Annotated in this window: 13 protein-coding genes and 1 riboswitch; of the genes, 3 read left to right on the top strand and 10 right to left on the bottom strand. The window is 60.7% G+C overall.

Annotated elements, in window-relative coordinates; genetic code table 11:
• Positions 1 to 11 precede the first annotated feature (11 nt).
• Entirely contained in the window at positions 12 to 1016 is a 1005-nt protein-coding gene (locus EDD77_RS07875) for a LacI family DNA-binding transcriptional regulator (RefSeq protein ID WP_058963361.1), read from the bottom strand.
• 302 nt (positions 1017 to 1318) lie between these two features.
• Here EDD77_RS07875 and EDD77_RS07870 point away from each other — a divergent pair, with 302 nt between their 5' ends.
• Together EDD77_RS07870 and EDD77_RS07865 are read left to right on the top strand one after the other, a co-directional pair.
• Complete coding sequence (locus tag EDD77_RS07870; protein ID WP_058963362.1) at positions 1319 to 2113, top strand: hypothetical protein; 795 nt, start codon at positions 1319 to 1321, stop codon at positions 2111 to 2113.
• A 557-nt stretch (positions 2114 to 2670) separates the two neighbouring features.
• The gene (locus EDD77_RS07865) at positions 2671 to 3831 is read left to right on the top strand and encodes an MFS transporter (protein ID WP_058963543.1); all 1161 of its coding nucleotides are present in this window, start codon (positions 2671 to 2673) and stop codon (positions 3829 to 3831) included.
• Positions 3832 to 3891: 60 nt separating this feature from the next.
• Here EDD77_RS07865 and EDD77_RS07860 read toward each other — a convergent pair whose 3' ends face one another.
• From EDD77_RS07860 to gpr, 7 genes are all read right to left on the bottom strand, one after another.
• Positions 3892 to 4716: a DUF4422 domain-containing protein gene (locus EDD77_RS07860; RefSeq protein ID WP_058963363.1), complete on the bottom strand. Its 825-nt coding sequence runs from the start codon at positions 4714 to 4716 to the stop codon at positions 3892 to 3894.
• Positions 4717 to 4819: 103 nt separating this feature from the next.
• Entirely contained in the window at positions 4820 to 6439 is a 1620-nt protein-coding gene (locus EDD77_RS07855) for an amidohydrolase (protein ID WP_058963364.1), read from the bottom strand.
• Between the two features lie 73 nt (positions 6440 to 6512).
• Positions 6513 to 7994: an alanine/glycine:cation symporter family protein gene (locus tag EDD77_RS07850; RefSeq protein ID WP_058963365.1), complete on the bottom strand. Its 1482-nt coding sequence runs from the start codon at positions 7992 to 7994 to the stop codon at positions 6513 to 6515.
• A 136-nt stretch (positions 7995 to 8130) separates the two neighbouring features.
• Positions 8131 to 8309: riboswitch (Lysine riboswitch) on the bottom strand.
• Positions 8310 to 8408: 99 nt separating this feature from the next.
• Complete coding sequence (locus EDD77_RS07845; protein WP_132587363.1) at positions 8409 to 10004, bottom strand: WD40/YVTN/BNR-like repeat-containing protein; 1596 nt, start codon at positions 10002 to 10004, stop codon at positions 8409 to 8411.
• Between the two features lie 340 nt (positions 10005 to 10344).
• The gene (gene asnS / locus EDD77_RS07840) at positions 10345 to 11730 is read right to left on the bottom strand and encodes an asparagine--tRNA ligase (protein WP_058963367.1); all 1386 of its coding nucleotides are present in this window, start codon (positions 11728 to 11730) and stop codon (positions 10345 to 10347) included.
• A 366-nt stretch (positions 11731 to 12096) separates the two neighbouring features.
• Positions 12097 to 13248, bottom strand: coding sequence for a stage II sporulation protein P (spoIIP, locus tag EDD77_RS07835; RefSeq protein WP_058963368.1), 1152 nt, complete (start codon positions 13246 to 13248; stop codon positions 12097 to 12099).
• Between the two features lie 66 nt (positions 13249 to 13314).
• A complete protein-coding gene (gene gpr / locus EDD77_RS07830) occupies positions 13315 to 14121 on the bottom strand; it encodes a GPR endopeptidase (protein WP_058963369.1) in 807 nt (268 codons plus the stop codon).
• A gap of 180 nt (positions 14122 to 14301) precedes the next feature.
• Here gpr and rpsT point away from each other — a divergent pair, with 180 nt between their 5' ends.
• Positions 14302 to 14565, top strand: a complete 264-nt coding sequence (gene rpsT, locus EDD77_RS07825; RefSeq protein ID WP_058963370.1) for a 30S ribosomal protein S20 — start codon at positions 14302 to 14304, stop codon at positions 14563 to 14565.
• A 126-nt stretch (positions 14566 to 14691) separates the two neighbouring features.
• Here the strand turns inward: rpsT and EDD77_RS18675 are convergent, their stop codons facing one another.
• Together EDD77_RS18675 and EDD77_RS07815 are read right to left on the bottom strand one after the other, a co-directional pair.
• Complete coding sequence (locus EDD77_RS18675) at positions 14692 to 16653, bottom strand: leucine-rich repeat domain-containing protein (RefSeq protein WP_132587362.1); 1962 nt, start codon at positions 16651 to 16653, stop codon at positions 14692 to 14694.
• Positions 16654 to 16802: 149 nt separating this feature from the next.
• A complete protein-coding gene (locus EDD77_RS07815) occupies positions 16803 to 18425 on the bottom strand; it encodes a Na/Pi cotransporter family protein (RefSeq protein ID WP_058963372.1) in 1623 nt (540 codons plus the stop codon).
• Positions 18426 to 18544: the final 119 nt, after the last annotated feature.

Here is an 18544-nt window from a genome sequence, read left to right as displayed (position 1 = left end):
GGGATACAGATTCATTTGCGTTCGGCCACCGATTCACCGAACACCAGCTCCGCCTCCAGCATGAGGGTGCGGGCCGGCTGCTTTTTTTCGATGCAGCCCAGCAGCAGTTCCACACTGGCCTGAGCAATGCGCTCGGAGGGCTGACGCATGGTACACAGCCGGGGAGTGTAAAAGTTCGACAGCTCCATGCCGTCGAAGCCGATCACCGACACATCCTCCGGCACCCGAAGCCCATGGTCGTTCAGCGCCCGGATGGCGCCGATGGCGGTGGTATCGCTCATGGCAAATACCGCCTGGGGCCGCTGGCCTTCCTTCAGCCAGGCGTCCATTGCCTGATAGGCGGCCTCAAAGCTGAAGCTGGTTTTCAGATACCGCCGGGGGGCCAGCTCCATGCCATGGGCGGTGAAGCTGTCGTTGCAGCCCTGCAGCCGTTTGTAGCTGGGGTTGCTGTAAGCGGGATCCGCGCCCAGGATCAGAATGTCCTTATGGCCGTTGGCCAGCAGGTGATCGATGGCGGCGGCGCCGCCCTTGCGGTCATCCACACCAACCATGGAGAGATTGTCGAAGGCCAGCTCCTCGCTGACCACCGTTGCCAGCACGCAGGGAAGGCGGATGGAGGAAAACCCCTTGCGGAAATGCTCGGCGCTGCCGCCCAGAAAGATAATTCCCCGGGGCTTGAGCTCCCGGCTCAATCGCTGAGCCAGCACCACCTCGTCGCCGTCTTCATCCAGATACTGAACCACGCCGTCGTAACCGGCCCGGCTCACCAGCTGCTGCAGCTGAACCAGCATGCCTGCGAAGAACATGTTCGCGGTGCTTTTGACCAAGAACACAATGGTTTTTGCTTCGGTCTGCTTGAGTTTGCGGGCGTTGGCATTGGGAACAAAGCCCCGGGCCTCCACCACCTGACGGATGCGGGCCTTGGCCTCCTCGCTCACGTCCGGGTGGTCGTTCAGCGCACGGGATACGGTGCTGATCGCATAACCGCTTTCCCGGGCAATGTCCTTGATGGTCACGCTCGCCACCCCTTCCGCAGATTTTCGAAAACGTTGCCGGAAACGTTTTCGACGCTTATATTATATGCTTGATTTTTTGCACTTTCAACCATCTTTCGTTATTTTCATCGATATTTACCTTACTTCGGAAAAAGTTTTGTGCGCTTTGCTTGCATTTTGTGTGAAATTCCCGGAAACGTTTCCATGATTCATGCGCCAAACCGGCCGCCGGTGTTTGTAATCCGCCTCAAAATATGTTACAAATAGAAGCAGAGAAACGGGGCGCGCCGTGCCCCCATCATCAAAAGGAGCGTTGATTCAACATGGGTCTTTTTCACCCCAACTACAACACACCCGGCCCCGGTGTGCGCAAGGATGAACCCCGCAAAAAGGGACCGGCCCGCTTTTTCGAAATCCTTGGCCGGGACATGGGCGATCTGTTCCGGGCAAATCTGCTGTGCACTCTGGGCTTTCTGCCTGCACTGATTCTGATTTTCCTGGGCATTCTGGGCCGTACGGTACTGCTGGCCGCAGCGGGCGGTATTCTGGGCGGTATTCTTCTGGGGCCCTGCTATGCAGGCCTGCACGACACCATCCTGCGTGCCATGCGGGATGAGCCGGGCTACTGGTGGCATGTTTACAAAAAGGCCTTTCGCCGCAACTGGCGCCAGAGCCTGATTCCCGGCGCAGTGCTGGGCTTTCTGCTGGCAAGCCAGCTGTTCATGGGCTACTTCCTGCTGGCCGGCGGCCAGACCGATGTGATAAGCGCAGCGCTGATCTGCATGAATGTGCTGCTCACCGCCATGATCTTCCCCTATCTGTTCAGCCAGCTGGTGCTGATGGATCTGCCTCTGGGCACGCTGGTGAAGAACAGCCTGCTTCTGGCGCTTTCCTTTGCGCCCCGCTCCATTGCAGCGGCGCTGATTCAGATCATATACTGGATCGTGATCATCTCGTTTTTGCCCTACACCGCGCTGTGGGTGGTGCTGTTCGGCTTCGCGCTGGTGGAGCTGATCGTGCTGATGATCATCTATCCCGCAATGGACAAATGCTTCGGTCTGGAGGAGCGCTTCCGCCAGCAGCAGGCCCAGCGGGATGCGGAGAACCGCGAGGACTGATTTTTCCCTCTGATACTGAAAATGCCCCGGCTAAAGCCGGTGTGGCACAAGAAAACGACGGTTCTGCCGTAGGATTTTGGCGCACAAAATGTTCAAAGGGGCAGGCAAGCCACCAAGGCTTGCTCTGCCCCTTTTCGCACTTTCTGCATCCAAAATCCTGGGGCAGAACTGCGAAGCACCGGAAAAGGCCCGATTTTGATGGGAGTGCAAGGAAAAGCCTCGCAGGCACCCTTGGTGGTTGTCAAGGGGCTTTGACGCTGCAATCCCGCAAAAGCGGGCCTTTTCCGGCGTTGTTTTCTTATGTCACCCCGGCTAAGACCGGGGCATTTTTCGTTTTCCTGTCAATTCCCACATACGGAAAAGAGCCTTGCAAACAATTTTTCACTGTGCTAGAATAAAGTAAATTCAAAGGCTGCTTTTGGCCTGCAATCAGGAGAATCCGCCATGAACCGTCCCATCTGAAAACACCACACAGGCTGACGGCCGCTTTGCGCAAACGCGCGGGGCGGGTGTTTGCTGTGCGGTATTTTCAGACAAAGGACGGTTTTTTTGCTGCTATGAAAAACAATCGGAACATCCGGCTGATGTACGCCATTGCTCTTTTGCAGGGCATGGTGTTCTACGGGCCGATCGCCACCCTTTACCGCCAGGCGGCGGGGGTGAGCGTCTTTCATATCACTCTGATCGAGAGCATCTCGCTGGCGCTGGCACTGGCGCTGGAGGTACCCTGGGGCATTCTGGCGGATCGGATCGGTTATCGCCGGTCCATGATCCTGTGCTGTGGGCTTTATTTTGTGTCCAAGATCGTGTTCTGGCAGGCAGACAGCTTCGGCGGCTTTCTGGCCGAGCGTCTGATGCTGAGCGTGGTCTGCGCCGGGCTTTCCGGCCTGGATGTGAGCATTCTGTATCTTTCCTGCCCGGAGGAGGAGAGCCACCGGGTCTTTGGTATTTATAACAATCTGGGCATGGCCGGTCTGCTGGCGGCCAGCGCCGTTTACGCGGTGTTCGTGGGCGAAAACTACCGGCTGGCGGGCCTGCTCACCGTGTTCAGCTACGGGGCTGCGGCATTGCTGGCGCTCTTTCTGCGGGAGGTCCGCTCCAGCCAGCCCCGGCCGGCAGGCCACCAGCTGGCAGAATTCAAGGTGCTGCTGGGGCAGCTGGTGCGAAACCCGCGTCTGCTGTTTCTGGTGCTGGGGGCGGCATTCCTGAACGAGGCGCACCAGACCATCACCACCTTTCTGAATCAGGTGCAATACACCCGGGCGGGTCTTTCCGCCAGCGTCATCGCCGTCATCTATGTGGTCATGACGCTGCTGGGCCTTTGCGGCGGATTCTCCGCCCGGCTCACCGGCTGGCTGGGGGAGAAGCGCACCGGTGCGGTGCTGCTGGCGCTGGCGGCGGTGGCCTGCCTGACGCTCACCCTCACCTGCGGGCCGGTGCTCTCGGTGGCGGCAATCCTTTTGCTGCGGGTCTGCCACAGCCTGTTCACACCCCTGCAGACCACCCTGCAAAACCGGCAGGTTCGCACTGCTGACCGGGCCACCACCCTGAGCCTGAACGCCCTGCTCATGGATCTGGTGGCGGTGTTCACCAATCTGGTGTTCGGCCGGGCGGCGGATTTCGCCCTGCCGCTGGCCATGGGCTTCGGCTTCGCGCTGTGCGCCACCGGGCTGGTGCTGTATCTTTACAGTCAGAGGGGCAGCCAGCGGGCAGACTGATCCATACACGCAAAAAGGCACGGATATTCCAGACGAATATCCGTGCCTTTTCTTTTCAAATCAGCAGCCCTTCAGCTTGTAATAGAGGGCAAATCCCACCCGGGCAACCGGTTCAAAAATCCCCAGCTTAACCAGCAGCTTGCGCAGCAGGAAGCCGCGGGAGGAACGATTCTCCTCGGTGTTCACCACGTCCAGAAACAGGATTTTTTCCGCCGGGATATTGTGGTCGGCCCAGATGCACAGCAGATACTCCGACATAAAGCCGCACAGGCGGGGGATCAGGATACCCTCCTGTTCGCCCAGCTGTTCAAATTCCTCCAGCAGGGGGAACATCCATGCACTGTACGCACAGAACACCTCCCGGGAGCACAGGAGCATGTTGCCGAAGCTCACTCTGCGCCCATAGGCGAACTTTTCAAAGGAGGGCATATATTCCGGGCACCGGCGCTGGAGAATTTCCTCCAGCAGCAGCAGATGCCGGTTTTGCCCCTGTCGGGGCCGGTCGTGATACAGCGTGCCGTTGTGGGGCAGCTTGTAAACAGGCTTTGGCAGAACGATCGTATACTGCCTCAGCAGCTGCCGGATCTGGTCCGCGGTGAGAATCGCATCCTTCCAGTTTTTCGTATACAGGTCGGTGGTAAAATAGCGGCGATAATGCACCAGACCCATAATCTGGGCATCGGTCAGGTTCTTCCACGCCCAGTACTGGGCCGTGAGCTCACAGTACTGGGGATTCTTTTCCGAGATGTTGTCGCCCTCATCATCCCGCTGGAAGCCCAGATCCTGCGCGGCCAGCGCCGCGCCCACCTGCACCGGAAGATAGCCCTCCAGCCCCAGCTGATCAAAGCTTTTGTGCGCCGCTGTTAAAACAACAACCTTTTCCATGATGCGGTTCCTTTCTCATCCTGACCTGCTGCCATTGGATGCCTTCATATCCCGCCAATTATAACACAGCCCGGCCCGAATTGCCAGCTGGGGCGAGGGTTCCTTATGCCCGGTGCACGCATCTGCCGCCCACATACACGGCCTTCACCGGGATGTTCTGAATGGCGGTGGGCTCGACGGCGAAGGGGTCCTGCCCCAGCACCACAAAGTCCGCCAGATAACCCGGTGCAATGCGGCCCTTTTCGTTCTCTTCAAAAGAAGCGTGGGCCGCGTGAATGGTGTAGCTGTCAATGGCCTGCTGCACGGTGAAGGCCTCCTCCGGCCGGTAGGGGCCCGCGTCGCCCTTCAGAGTACTGCGGGTCACGGCACACTGGATGCAGGCCAGCGCCCGGGGCAGCTCCACCGGGCAGTCGGTGCCGCTGGACACCCAGACCCCCGCGTCCATCAGGGTGCGGAAGGCATAGCTGGTGGAAGCCAGCTCCTCGCCCACCCGGTCGGTGACCATGTGGATGTCGTAATCCAAGAAGATGGGCTGGGCATACACATGCAGGCCCAGCTCCTCGATCTTTTTCAGCTGGTCGGGGCGGGTGATCTGGCAGTGCACCACGCCATGGCGGTGGTCGGCCCGGGGATGCTCCGCCAGCGCCTTTTCGTAGGATTCCAGCACCCGGTCCAGAATGCCGTCACCGATGGTGTGCACTGCCACCTGCATGCCGTGATTGTTGGCGCAGCCGATCAGGTCATCAAACTGCTGCTGGGTGTAGATGGCAATGCCCCGGTAACCGGGCTTGTCCGCATAATCCCGGCTCAGGTAGGCGCTGCGGGCGCCCAGAGAACCATCGCCCAGAATCTTCAGCGGGCCCACCTTGACCCATTCGTCGCCCCAGCCGGTGTTGTAGCCCTCGGCAAAGAACTCCTCCAGCGCCTTCACGCTGGTGAGCTGGGCCTGCTGGTACATGCGAACGGTCATTTTTCCCTCGGCCTCCAGCTGGGCATAGGCCTCCATCACCTCCCGCCAGTCAACGGTGGCGAAGGCGTCGAAATCATCGGTCTGGCAGGAGGTCACGCCGTAGGCGTTCAGATGCTTCTGCGCATCCAGCAGCATGGTTTTCAGATCCTCCACGCTGGGCTTGGGCAGCCTGGAATACACCAGCTCCATGCCGTTTTCCCGGAATACGCCGTTGGGCTCGCCGTCCGGCCCGAGCTCAAAGCAGCCGCCTTCCGGCTGGGGGGTGGCGGCGGTAACGCCGATCATTTCCAGCGCTTTGGTGTTCACCACGCAGGTGTGGCCGCAGGTGCGAACGATGCACACCGGATGCTCCCGGCTCACCTGATCCAGATCCTGCCGGGTGGGGAAGCGCTGCTCATCGGTGAAGTAATCATGGTTCCAGCCACGGCCCCGCACCCACTGGCCGGGGGCGAAGTTCTTTTCCTTCAAAAAGGCGCGCATGGTGTCCAGCACCTCGGCCAGAGAACCGGTATGGCTGGACAGATCCGCCACCTGCAGCGCATAGCCGTAGTTGAGCAGGTGCATGTGAGAATCGTTGAAGCCCGCACAGACAAAAGCTCCCTCCAGATCCACCACCTGGGCGTCCGGCCCTGCCGCCAGGCGGGCCTGCTCCGCGCCGCCCGCGAACACAAACCGGCCGTCCTCCACCACAAAGGCTTCGGTCAGGGGCAGCTGGCCGGTGTAGACCCGCCCGTTTTCATAAAGAGTACGCATAAAAAGTTCCTCCATTGGTCAAAAGCCGGGGCCTTCTTTCAAAAGGCCCCGGCCTGCATTGTTCTGCTTTCGATTATTTCTGGGCGGCTTTTTCCTTTTCCAGCGCCGCCTTGACCTCGGGCTTGTCCTCGTAGAAGATGGCCATATCCGGATCCACCTGGCCGATGTGCATGTAACGGGCCTTGTAGTCCTTGAGCAGCTTGAAGTACTGGCCGGACAGAATCAGGATTACCGCCACGTTCACAAAGGTGGGGATACCGCTGGTGATGTCCACCAGAGTCCAGATGCTCAGATCGCCCACATAGATCAGGTAGAGAGTCAGGAAGAAGGGAGGCACCGCATAGAAGTACTTGAACATGAGCAGCAGATACTTCTTGACCTTCGGATGGTTCTTTGCCAGATGGCGCAGCACCACTTCGTAATAGGCATACCAGCCGCCGGAGGTGGTCACCGAGAATACCACCATGATCAGGGTCAGAACCACGGTGCCGAACACACCGAAATTGTGGGTAAACACGTTCAGCGCCAGAGTGGCATTGGTGGCGCCGCTGGTCCACTCGCCGGAAACCAGCACGGTGAGCGCGGTGATGGTGCATACCACAAAGGTGTCCACAAATACCTCAAAGGAACCCCACAGACCCTGTTCCACCGGGTGGCGGGTCTGGCTGGAGGCGTGGATCATGGGGCTGCTGCCCCAGCCGGCCTCGTTGGAATACACGCTGCGGGCCATACCGGTGGAGATCACCTTGGAAACACTGGCGCCCGCAAAACCGCCCAGCGCCGCGGAACCGGTGAAGGCTTCCCCGAAGATGGAGGCCAGGGTGGGCAGCAGGTTATCCAGGTGCATGAAAATGATCACGATGCCCAGGATCAGGTAGGAAAGGCTCATGACAGGCACCAGCTTGGTGAGAATCTGGCCCAGCTTTTTCACACCACCCCAGATCATGAAATACAGGATCGCCACCATGATCAGCGCCGCAATGGCCTGGGGAATGCCCAGAGACTGGGCCACCACCTCAGAGGTGGTGAAGGTGGATGCGCTGATAAAGAAGGTGGAGAAGATGCCGATGCCGAACACAAAGGCCAGCGGCAGCCACAGCTTGCCCCAGTGGCGCTCTTCGCCAAGGCCCCGCTCCATGTAATAGGTGGGGCCGCCGTAGGGCACACCGTTTTCATCGGTGCGGCGGTAGTACACCGCCAGCGTCACCTCAACCTGCTTGATCAGCATGCCCAGGAAGGCGGTGAGCCACATCCAGAACACTGCGCCGGGGCCGCCGGTGGTCACCGCGGTGGCCACGCCGGCAATGTTGCCGAAGCCCACCGAGCCACCCACGGCGGTGGCAATGGCTTCGTAGGGGGTGAGCAGGCCCTTTTCATCGGCGCTCTCATCGGTGCGGTGGAACAGCCGGCCCAGCGTGCGGCTGAAGATGTAGCCCAGATGGCGCACCTGGAAGAATTTTGTGCGCAGGGTGAAGTACACGCCGGTCACGATCATCAGAATGATCAGCGGCGGGCCCCAGATGATGTTGTTCAGGGCGTTCAGAAAGTTCGTCATGATTGTGATTCCTCCTCTGTTTTCCATCGGATACCATCACAACCACCCGTCACGCCCCACCGACGCCGCAAACAAATAAAAAAGAGGGGCCGCGACGCTGGAATTTGCATCGCCGCCCCTCGAAAGAACGGAACAAAACCCCAATAGCGCCACCACTTTGTTCAAGTGAGAGTGCACCGCCCGCTGGACGGCACCCCAACAAACACCCCGCTGCCGCGAGAGAGCCTGTTTCGGCAAACCGTCTCTTCCCGCAAAGATCCCCGGCCGGCAGGCCTCCCTTCGCGGTACCATACGGTTCGCGCCTCTATTGTGTGGTATTCAATTTACTTTCCTATAATAAAACGCTGATGTCCGATTGTCAACGGCTTTTTTCTTATTTTTATATACCTTTTGTGCATTTTCAGCCGCTTTTGCTCAAAGAGAAGCCGGGTCCTGCCCGGTGGACAGAAAACTCCAGGGGCCTTCCGGCTGCGGCGCGGTGAATACCGCACACCAGTCGTAGCCTTTTACGGCGGTAGGCTCCTGGGTCAGGCAGAGCTGCCAGGCTCCATCCTCCTGCTGCCGGAGCCAGGAAACCCGATACAGAAAACTCACGCCATCCGCCTGCACATCCTCCCAGGGCAGCTCCAGTGCCTGCCAGCTGCCGCCCTCATCGGCGGTGTAATAGAGCGCCGGCCAGTTGTTTTCGCTGGAGGTCTCCGCCGAGATGATCACTTCCCCCGATCCGCCAGCCGTCACACCACAGATGGGGTAGTGTTCATCCAGTTCGGCAGGCAGGGCAAGCGCTTCAAAGCTCTGGGCACCGGGCGCACACCGGAACAGCCCGGTGCCACCACCGGCGCCCATGCTCCAGTCGCAGCCCACCGCCGCATACAGGGAGCCATCCGGCGCGCCGCACAGCGCACGCCGGTCCGGCTTATGGGGGTAGCTGCCCAGATCCTGCTCCTGCCAGGTGGCGCCGCCATCCATACTGTACACCACCACCGGCAGATTTCCGCCCAGCACAAAGCCCACCGGGCCGTCCGGCTGGGGGGAAACATACCAGCTGCTGCGGGTGATCGCGGTACAGATTTCGATACACTCGGCCAGCTGCCCCTCAAACCGGCTGGGCAGAGCGCTCCAGTTTTCGCCCCAGTCCCGGGTGTAGAACAGGTGGCCCTCGTTTGTAACCTGAATGTCGGTTTGTGCATAAAGTTCCGGATTGCCCACCCAGCAGCTTTCGTCCACCGGGTCAAAGCAGAAGCGGGCGGTTCGGGTGCCTGCCCGGTCCTCATCCTCCGTCTGACGCACGGTAATCATCCAGGCGGGGGAACCGTCCGCCTTGCCGTATTGCCCCGCCTGATAGAGGGCCAGATCAAAGCCGCCGGGGTCGTTTGCCATATCCACCACGGTCTGGCCTGCCTCCGGGCGGGAATAGGCGGAAAATTCCACCGCCAGCGGCGTGCCCAGCGCTGTTTGCAGATCGTCGCATGGCAAGGCGCGCAGCCGCTCGGCCACAAGATCCGGCCGCAGATTGGGATTTTCGGTGTTATCCGCGCCGGATTCGGCATCGCTTTCCATCAGGGTTCCCACATTGTTCACCTCCTGATGTAGCCGGCCGACGGCGGCATCCCATTCCATCCGGCAGCCCTGCCGGAACTGGCCGTCCCGATAGGCATACAAATCCGCCGTCAGCGTGAGGGGCATACCGTCCGTGCCCAGGGTCAGATGCAGGGAGTGAATGTTCCAGCTCAGATTCTCCGCATCCTGCAGCCCCTGGCGCAGCCACTCCTCTGTGGCCGCGATGAACGGATCAAATCCCTGTTCCACCAGATCGTATGATTCCAGCTCCACCCAGCGGGGCTCCGGCGTGGGCTCCGGCTGGTTCTCCGGCTGTGCCGCAGCGGAAAAGGTCTGCTGGAGCTGCCACAGTATCTCGCCGACCCGACCATAAGCCTGATCCAGCAGGGAACAGCCGGTCAGGCTGAATGCCAGAAGAATGCAGAGCGCCGCAGCCATCCATCGTTTCATTTCCGTAATCCCTCCCTGTTTTTGTTTTTCACTGTTATGATACCGCGCACCGGATACCCCCGGCAAGCCCCGGGGCGGATTTGCCGCACACAAAAAGCCGGATGCACACCGCGCAGCGTGCATCCGGCCTGATTGGTTTTTGTTGTGCCGCTCTTCCCGTTTTCAGCCAAGTCCGGTCAGAGCAGTCAGCGTACCTCGCTGAGGAAAACCCCGTGCGTATCCGTTTGCGTACCGCATCCGGCTGCCGGTCGAGTCCGCTCAAAAGGGTGCCGGCGTACCTCGCTGAGGAAAACCCGGTGCGTACCCGTTTGCGTATCGCACCCGACTACCGGTCGAGTCGTTAAAAGCCGCCGGCGGTGCGGGGGAAGGGCAGAACGTCGCGGATGTTGGGGATACCGGTCAAGTACATGATCAGGCGCTCGAAGCCCAGACCGTAACCGGCATGCTTGGCGCTGCCGAACCGGCGCAGATCCATGTACCAGGTGTAATCGGTGCAGTCCATGCCCAGCTCATCCATGCGGGCCTTCAGCAGATCGTAGCGCTCCTCACGCTGGCTGCCGCCGATCAGCTCGCCCACGCCAGGCACCAGCATATCCGCCGCAGCAACGGTCTTGCCGTCCTCGTTCTGGCGCATGTAGAAGCTCTTGATCTCCTTGGGATAATCGGTCACGAACACGGGCTTCTTGAAAATCTGCTCGGTGAGGTAGCGCTCGTGCTCGGTCTGCAGATCCACACCCCATTCCACCTTGTACTGGAACTGGTCGTTGTGCTGCTTCAGCAGCTCCACGGCGTCGGTGTAGCTGACGCGGGCAAACTCGGCGTTCACCAGAGCGTTCAGCCGCTCCAGCAGACCCTTGTCGAAGAACTGGTTGAAGAAGGCCATCTCGTCCGGGCACTGCTCCAGCACATAGCCGATCACATACTTCACCATGGCTTCGGCGTTATCCATGTAATCGGTCAGATCCGCAAAGGCCATCTCGGGCTCGATCATCCAGAACTCGGCGGCGTGGCGGGGGGTGTTGGAATTCTCGGCGCGGAAGGTGGGGCCGAAGGTGTAGATCTTACCGAAGGCCAGCGCCATGGCCTCGCCCTCCAGCTGACCGGACACGGTCAGGTTGGTGCTGCGGCCGAAGAAATCCTGGCTGAAATCCACCTTGCCGTCCTCGGTGCGGGGCAGGTTGTTCAGGTCCAGAGTGGTCACGCGGAACATCTCGCCGGCGCCCTCACAGTCGGAACCGGTGATCAGCGGGGTGTGCACATACACAAAGCCGTTCTCCTGGAAGAACTTGTGGATGGCATAAGCCGCGGTGCTGCGCACACGGAACGCCGCCGCAAAGGTGTTGGTGCGGGGACGCAGATGGGGCATGGTGCGCAGAAATTCCACGCTGTGGCGCTTTTTCTGCAGGGGATAATCGGAGGGGCATACGTCCAGCAGCTCCACGCTGTCGGCGTTGATCTCCAGAGGCTGCTTGGCGCCGGGGGTCAGTACCACACGACCCACAACCTGCATGCTGGTGCCCACGCCGGCCTTGGCCACGTCCTTGTAGTTTTCCAGCTTGGCAGCCTCGAACACGATCTGCAGGTTCTTGAAGCAGGTGCCGTCGCTCAGCTCAATGAAGCCGATGTTCTTGGAATCCCGCACGGTCTTGGCCCAGCCGCACACGGTCACAACGGTACCGTCCGCCGGGGGGGCGCTGAACAGCGCCTTGATGTCGATGCGTTTCATGTTTTCTCTCCTTTGAAAATGAAAAAATCCGGCAGCGATCCCGTCCTTTTCTTAGGACGAATCGCTGCCGGATCCGCGGTGCCACCTAACTTGCCGCCTGATCGCGGCCACTTTTCACGCTCAAAGCCAAGCGCTGCGGCTTAACGCGCCGCCCACGGCTCACCCTACTGACCATTTGCCCGGCCAGAATCCGGCGGGCAGGCGTTGGGGCTGCAGCTCCAAAGGGTTCGTTCGGCGGGTCTTGTGCGCGCGGCTTGCACCATCCCGCGCTCGCTGGGGCCAAGGCTCCCGCTTACTTTTCTTTTTCTCAGCCATTGTAATTGGTATTTTACCCCCGCCGGGCGGGTTTGTCAACGGCCAACCCGCCTATTGCCCACTGAGCAGCGCCGCCAGCGCCTGCCCCACCAGCTGACCCGAGTATCTGGCCTGCTCCAGCGTGTTTCCATGGCTGCCGATCTCAATGAGCAGGCTGCCGGTGGTCAGATCCTGATTGTAATATCGGTAATCAAACAGCACCGGGCGCGTCAGGCCCGGATACCGGCTTTCCATGGCGTTTTCCCAAGCAGCAGCAAAGGCCAGATTCTGCTGGAAATTGGGCAGGTTACCACCGTTGTCCGCGCCGCAGATGATCATCACCTGGGCGGCGGTCCGGCCGTCGATCTCGGCCACCGCACTCACCCGCTGGCCGCTGGCCGGCTCGATGGCGTCCCGGTGAACATCCAGCACCACCCTGATGCTGGGATACTGCTCCAGATAAGCCCGCACCGTCTCGTTGCTGCGCTCGTAGCTGCCGTTGTAGCTGGGATAGTCGTGGAGGGTGGTGTCGTGCAACGTTACAATGCCCGCCGCGTTCAGCTGGGCGGCAATCTCCTCGCCCACCGCCGCCATGTTCACCGAAAGATCGGTGCTGCGGCAGGTAAAGTTCGGGTCATACCAGTCCTTTTCCTCCAGCTCGTAGGTCTCGGTGGTGTGGGTGTGCATAATGAGCACCTGGGGCTCGCTGCTGCCCGGCTCAATGGAGAAGGGAAGCCCGGCAGACGCCGCCTGCGCCACCTGCGCGGCGGAAAGGCTGGTGCAGTTCTTGATGGTACCCGCCCCGCAGGGGATATACAGCCCGCCCTCGCCCTGCTCATAATGCTCGGTCACGATCTGGCCGGCATTTGCCGGCCGGGGCTGGGGCTGCACCGTGGGTTCCGGGACCGGTTCTTCGCTGGCGGCAGGCTTTGGCTCGGATGCAGCGGCCTGTTCCGCCACCTGGCTCTGGGCCGCCGGGGCCGGGGCAGGCTGCGGGGTTGGCATCGGCCGGGCCGCCGCCGGTTGGGCTTGTGCGTCCTCATCCGCCAGCTGCCGCACCGCCTGCAATGCCGCCGCCGGATCGGCCAGAGCCGCGCCCGCCACCGTCAGGCTGGCGGTGACGCTGGGCGGCCCCAACTGCCGGGCGGCGTTCCATGCCAGCAGGCTCACGCCCGCAGCCAAAGCTCCCGCGCCCACCCGGCGCAGCCAGCTTGATCGGCCCATCCTGCCGCCCCCTTTCCGTTTTGAGTCCTGCTCAAAGGATATGCACCCGGGCGGCAGGGTTATGCCTTAATTGGCCAGATAACACAGCTCTGCGATGCTCAGTGAGGGCTGCAGCGCCTTGTTGATGGCCGCGCTGAGCAGCTCGGAGCCGCTGCGAATCACTCCATCCAACTGACGGCAGGTGAGAATCAGCCCTTTGGCCCCTTCCACGCATTCGTCCGCTTCCATCAGAGTGGGCACGCCCACCGCCAGCACCGGAACCCCCAGCATGGCCCGGGTGATACAGCGGCCGGAATCTGGCCGGGCGGGGGAGAGGCCGGTATCGCTGATCTGAATGGTTCGGCCCAGCCGGGCCGGGTCGGAGGTGCACAGGCTGTCCACACAGACAATCGCGGCAGGCTTCAGGGTGCGCACCAGCCCGGCCAGCAGCTGGGCCAGCGGGATACCGGTGGCTCCGGACGCGCCGGGGCTCACGCAGACCACCTCCCGCAGGCCCAGACCGTCGGCCCGGGCATCTGCTGTAAGGCCCCGGGTCACCAGAATCCCCGCTGCAGTTCGGGGGCCCAGCGCGTCCACCGTGACCCGCCGGTTGCCCACGCCCACCACCAGCACCAGCCCCACCGCGGGCAGCATGGCCCGCAGCTCTGCCGCTGCGGCGCTGATCAGCCGTTCGTCCCGCCGATCCAGCGCGGCCAGACTGGGGGTCTCCAGCGTGGAATACCGCCCCGCCGGGCGGGCCAGCCCCTGCCGGGTGATCTGCACCCGGGTAAGCCGGATGGGCCCGCTGCTGGCGGTGCGCACCTGCACCCCGGGGGGCACCGTGCCCCTGCCCGGACGGAACAGCTCGTCGGCCATATCGGTGTATATGTTCATGCTCAGTCCTCCTTTTTTGCTGCCGCGGACGGAAAATTTTGCCCGCGGAGGGTCTTTTCTCAGTGTTGACCACCGGATTTCAAAAAATTCTCCGAAAAAAGTATGAAAAAAGGCTTGCAACGTCCGCTCAAATGTGATATTATAAGTTGCACTGTTATGGGGGACAAGGAGGTGGTACGAATGCCTAACATTAAATCGCAGAAGGATCGTGTCGTTCAGTCCAAGAAGGAAGCCCTTCACAACAAGGCGATTAAGTCCAACCTGAAAACAGTCGTGAAGAAGGCAGACGCTGCCATCGCTGCGAACGCAGCTGATAAGGAAGCCGTCGTTGTTGCTGCTATCTCCGCTATTGATAAGGCTAAGAGCAAGGGTGTACTGCACAAGAACACCGCTTCCCGCAAGATCAGCCGTATGGCGAAGCGCGCTAACAAGGCGAATGCTTGATTTTCGACAAAACAGAAGGGCCAGCTCAATTTGAGCGGGCCTTTTGTTTTTGCTTTTTTGCAAGCAAATACGCCCGCAGGGAAGTTTCCCTGCGGGCGTATTCTATTTTATGGGCTCAGGTGAAGGTTACTTTTCAGAAGTGCTCCTGTCCGCCTGTTCCTGCGCCAGCGCGCGGCGAATCCCAATCACTGCGGCCAGAATCAAAAGGATCAGAAGAACCAGCAGCAGCCACCAGGGCCAGCCCTTTTCCTGCTTTTCCTGTTCCTGGACGGGTACAGGGGTCGGGGTCTGCGTCGGTTCCGCCGTGGGAATTGCCGCAGGCGATGAAGTGGGCAAATCCGTGGCAGAGGAGGTGGCGGTAGGCGCTGTGCTGCCCGGACGAAGGGTTCCTCCCGAAGCCGGGCCGGAAGGTGGCTGAGTCGGTGGCAGCGGCACCGGTATGCCGGTGGGTTTGGAGGTCGCTTCTGCTTTTTCCTCCGTTACAGGTTCTGGGGTGGCGGTAGGCTCCGGCGTTGCCGTAGGCTCCGGCGTGGCCGTGGGCTCCGGGGTTGCCGTAGGCTCCAGGGTTCCCGTAGGCTTCGGCGTGGCCGTGGGCTTCGGGGTTCCCGTAGGCTCCGGCGTTGCCGTGGGCTCCGGGGTTCCCGTAGGCTTCGGTGTTGCCGTGGGCTCCGGCGCTGCCGTGGGCTCCGGGGTTCCCGTAGGCTTCGGCGTTGCTGTGGGCTCCGGCGTTGCTGTAGGCTCCGGGGTTGCCGTGGGCTTCGGGGTTCCCGTAGGCTCCGGGGTTGCCGTGGGCTCCGGGGTTCCCGTAGGCTCCGGCGTTGCTGTAGGCTCCGGGGTTCCCGTAGGCTCCGGGGTTGCCGTAGGCTTCGGCGTTGCTGTGGGCTTTGGCGTTGCTGTGGGCTCCGGGGTTCCCGTAGGCTTCGGTGTTGCCGTGGGCTCCGGGGTTGCCGTAGGCTCCGGGGTTCCCGTGGGCTCCGGGGTTCCCGTAGGCTTCGGCGTTGCTGTGGGCTCCGGTGTTGCCGTGGGCAGGGGAGCCCCGGTCCAGTCAAATTGCAGATGCGCGGTCAGTGCAGCGCCTTCATCGGTGTACACATAGTCCACTGTGCCGTTGGCTGCAATTTCATACAATTCCCCTTTTTCCATCTGTGCACCGGTCAGGCCGCTGATCTCTTCCAGCTGCAGGGGAATTCCCAGATCGGTCAGGGTATAGTGATCCGAACCGGCCGGCAGATGAATCGCCACCGGCCGCTGATCGCTCAGGTCTGCCGTTGGCGCCGCCGTGCCCATCTCGATGCCCAGCAGCCGGTTCTCCCGGGCCAGAAGATCAATCACCTGCGGATTACCGCTCAGATCCAGAAACGTGAACTCGTTGTGGTCCAGCCCCACCGTCTGCAGATTGGGCAGCCCGCTCATGTCGATCTCTGTCATGGGGGTATACCCCACCCACAGGTAGATCATGGATTCATTGTTCCCCAGCTCCAGCCGGGTCAGCGGCCCGCCCAGATAGGTAAAATACTCCAGTTTCCTGTTCGCTGTCAGATCCAGCTCCTGGATGGGATTGTCGCCACAGGCAAGATCGCTCAGCTCCGGATTGCCGCTCACATCCAGCGCGGTCAGCTGATTTGCGTGGCAATGCAGTATCTGAAGCGACGCCGCCGCGGAAACATCCAGCGCGGTCAGCTGATTGTCGTTGCAGAATAACGTCTGCAACCGGGGTGCCAGCGCCAGATCCAGCTCAGTCAGCGCATTGTTGTTGCAGTTCAGATATTCCAGGTTGGGGAACTGTTCCAGCCCCTGCAGGGAAGCAATGCCCCGATTGCGCACATCCATCCGCACCACCTGCGCCCGCTCTTCGGCAGACAGACTGCCGTTCGCGTCGAGATCCAGCGTTTTCACATAGCCAAGGAATGCGGCGTCGGGAAATGTTGCCGCATCCAGCGGCAGTTCCCCTGTAACTGTGGTATAGGCGGAAAGAGCAGACTGCACCGGTGAATCCTGGTTTGCCGCACCCGCAGGCACGGTCAACACAAGCGCCAGAACCATTGCTGCTGCCGATCGAAAAAGTTTAATCCGGGAAAATTGTTTCATAGTCGCCTCATTTCAAATCGAAATGGAAATTTCTTACATCTTCTATCCTACGCTCCTTTGCGTTTAAAATCGGTTGTCTGCCCAACCGATGGCAGAAAAAGGGCCCCTGCCCGGCAATTGCCGGGCAGGGGCCCTTTTCGTTCTTTGAGTTATGCCAGAACCTGAGAGGTGCGGCTCAGCTCCTGAGCGATGTTCAGCACATGGTCGCCCACGCGCTCAAAGTCGGTGAGAATCTCGGAATAGAGGATGCAGCCCTCGTCGCTGCACTCACCGTTTTTCATCCGGCGCATGTGGTTTTCCCGGAAGCGGCCGGTCATATCGTCAATGGTCTGTTCCAGCTGAGCGGCGTTGTCCAGCCGGGACTCGCCGTGCAGATAGCGCAGCGCCTTGGCACAGACCGCGCGCATCTCCATCAGCTCCTTGAGTGCCTCGTCGGACAGCTGGATATTCTCCTTTTCCAGCCGCTGGCCATAGCCCAGAATGTTCATGGCATGGTCGCTGATGCGCTCGATGTTGCCCGCAATGCGGAAGCCGGAGGCCACTGCCGCCGAATCCTCGGCGTTGGTTTCGCGCACCATGGCCTTGGCCACATAGTGGCTGATCTCCTTGTTGAGCAGGTCCACCAGCTCTTCGGTGTGAATGGCCTTTTCGGTCTTTTCGTCCGGGCCGCTGATCACGGCCTGGAAGGCGGCATCCACGTTTTCGCTGGCCAGATCCAGCATACGGCCCAGCTCCTGCTGCAGCTTGCCCAGCCATACAGCGGAGGAACCAAGCGTAGTCTTGTCCAGATAGGCAAGGCCCATCATCTCGCGCTTCTCCTCCTCGGTCTTTTCCGGAGGCTCAGGCAGGATGTGCTCGGCCAGTGCGGCCATCTGAGTACCCAGAGGCAGCAGCAGAAGGGTGGTTACGATATTGAACAGGGTGTGCATGTTGGCGATCTGGCTGGGGATATTCTCCGGCGAGAGCGACGCCACCAGCGCAGGCAGCGGGAACAGCACACACACGATGGTGAAAATAATGGTACCGATGATGTTGAACATCAGGTGGATCAGGGTAGTGCGCTTGGCGTTCCGGCTGGTGCCGATGCTGGCCAGCACCGCAGTGATACAGGTACCAATGTTCTGACCGAACAGCACAAACACCGCGCTGGAGAAGCTGATTGCGCCGCTGGCGGCCAGCGCCTGCAGAATACCCACGCTGGCGGAAGAGGACTGGATCAGCGCGGTGAAGAGCGTACCGGCCAGAATGCCCAGAAGCGGGTTTTCGAAACGGGTCATCAGGGAAACGAATGCCGGCTCATCCGCCAGAGGCTTCATGGCGGCGCTCATCATATCCATACCGATGAACAGCACGCCCAGACCGGCCACGATGCTGCCGTAGTTGTGCAGCTTGGGGTTTTTGAAGAACACCACCAGCGCCACGCCGGCAAAGGCCATAAGCGGAGCCAGCGCGCCCACATCCAGGGCGATCAGCTGACCGGTAATGGTGGTACCGATGTTGGCGCCCATGATGATCCACACCGCCTGGCGCAGGCTCATCAGGCCACTGTTTACAAAGCCGACCACCATAACAGTGGTGGCACTGGACGACTGGATCACCGCAGTGATACCGGCGCCCACTGCAACGCCCAGGAAACGATTTGCGGTGAGCTTTTCCAGGATGCTCTTCATCCGGTTTCCGGCCGCAGCCTCCAGGCCGCCGCTCATCATGTGCATGCCGTAAAGGAAGAGCGCAAGGCCTCCCAGAAGGCTCAGAACATTTGCAAGCTGCATGATTTCTCCTCCTGCTTTGGGGCGGGCGTCCCGCCGTTACCCCCTCTGCTGTTTCTCGATTTTTTTACTTAGATTTTATGGTGCCATAATATAAATACCGTAAATGAAAAGCCCCGGTC

This window comes from Allofournierella massiliensis, from assembly GCF_004345265.1.
Taxonomy (GTDB): domain Bacteria; phylum Bacillota; class Clostridia; order Oscillospirales; family Ruminococcaceae; genus Allofournierella; species Allofournierella massiliensis.
The sequence above is the reverse complement of the archived record's forward strand: the minus strand, read 5'-3'. Positions and strand labels throughout refer to the sequence as shown.

Excerpts from the sequence above, each read along its gene's own strand:
- EDD77_RS07850 (WP_058963365.1), bottom strand. The coding sequence starts at position 7,994 with ATGACGAACTTTCTGAACGCCCTGAACAACATCATCTGGGGCCCGCCG.
- EDD77_RS07815 (WP_058963372.1), bottom strand. The coding sequence starts at position 18,425 with ATGCAGCTTGCAAATGTTCTGAGCCTTCTGGGAGGCCTTGCGCTCTTC.
- rpsT (WP_058963370.1), top strand. The coding sequence starts at position 14,302 with ATGCCTAACATTAAATCGCAGAAGGATCGTGTCGTTCAGTCCAAGAAG.
- EDD77_RS07855 (WP_058963364.1), bottom strand. The coding sequence starts at position 6,439 with ATGCGTACTCTTTATGAAAACGGGCGGGTCTACACCGGCCAGCTGCCC.
- EDD77_RS07845 (WP_132587363.1), bottom strand. The coding sequence starts at position 10,004 with ATGAAACGATGGATGGCTGCGGCGCTCTGCATTCTTCTGGCATTCAGC.
- EDD77_RS07870 (WP_058963362.1), top strand. The coding sequence starts at position 1,319 with ATGGGTCTTTTTCACCCCAACTACAACACACCCGGCCCCGGTGTGCGC.
- spoIIP (WP_058963368.1), bottom strand. The coding sequence starts at position 13,248 with ATGGGCCGATCAAGCTGGCTGCGCCGGGTGGGCGCGGGAGCTTTGGCT.
- asnS (WP_058963367.1), bottom strand. The coding sequence starts at position 11,730 with ATGAAACGCATCGACATCAAGGCGCTGTTCAGCGCCCCCCCGGCGGAC.
- EDD77_RS07860 (WP_058963363.1), bottom strand. The coding sequence starts at position 4,716 with ATGGAAAAGGTTGTTGTTTTAACAGCGGCGCACAAAAGCTTTGATCAG.
- gpr (WP_058963369.1), bottom strand. The coding sequence starts at position 14,121 with ATGAACATATACACCGATATGGCCGACGAGCTGTTCCGTCCGGGCAGG.
- EDD77_RS07865 (WP_058963543.1), top strand. The coding sequence starts at position 2,671 with ATGAAAAACAATCGGAACATCCGGCTGATGTACGCCATTGCTCTTTTG.
- EDD77_RS18675 (WP_132587362.1), bottom strand. The coding sequence starts at position 16,653 with ATGAAACAATTTTCCCGGATTAAACTTTTTCGATCGGCAGCAGCAATG.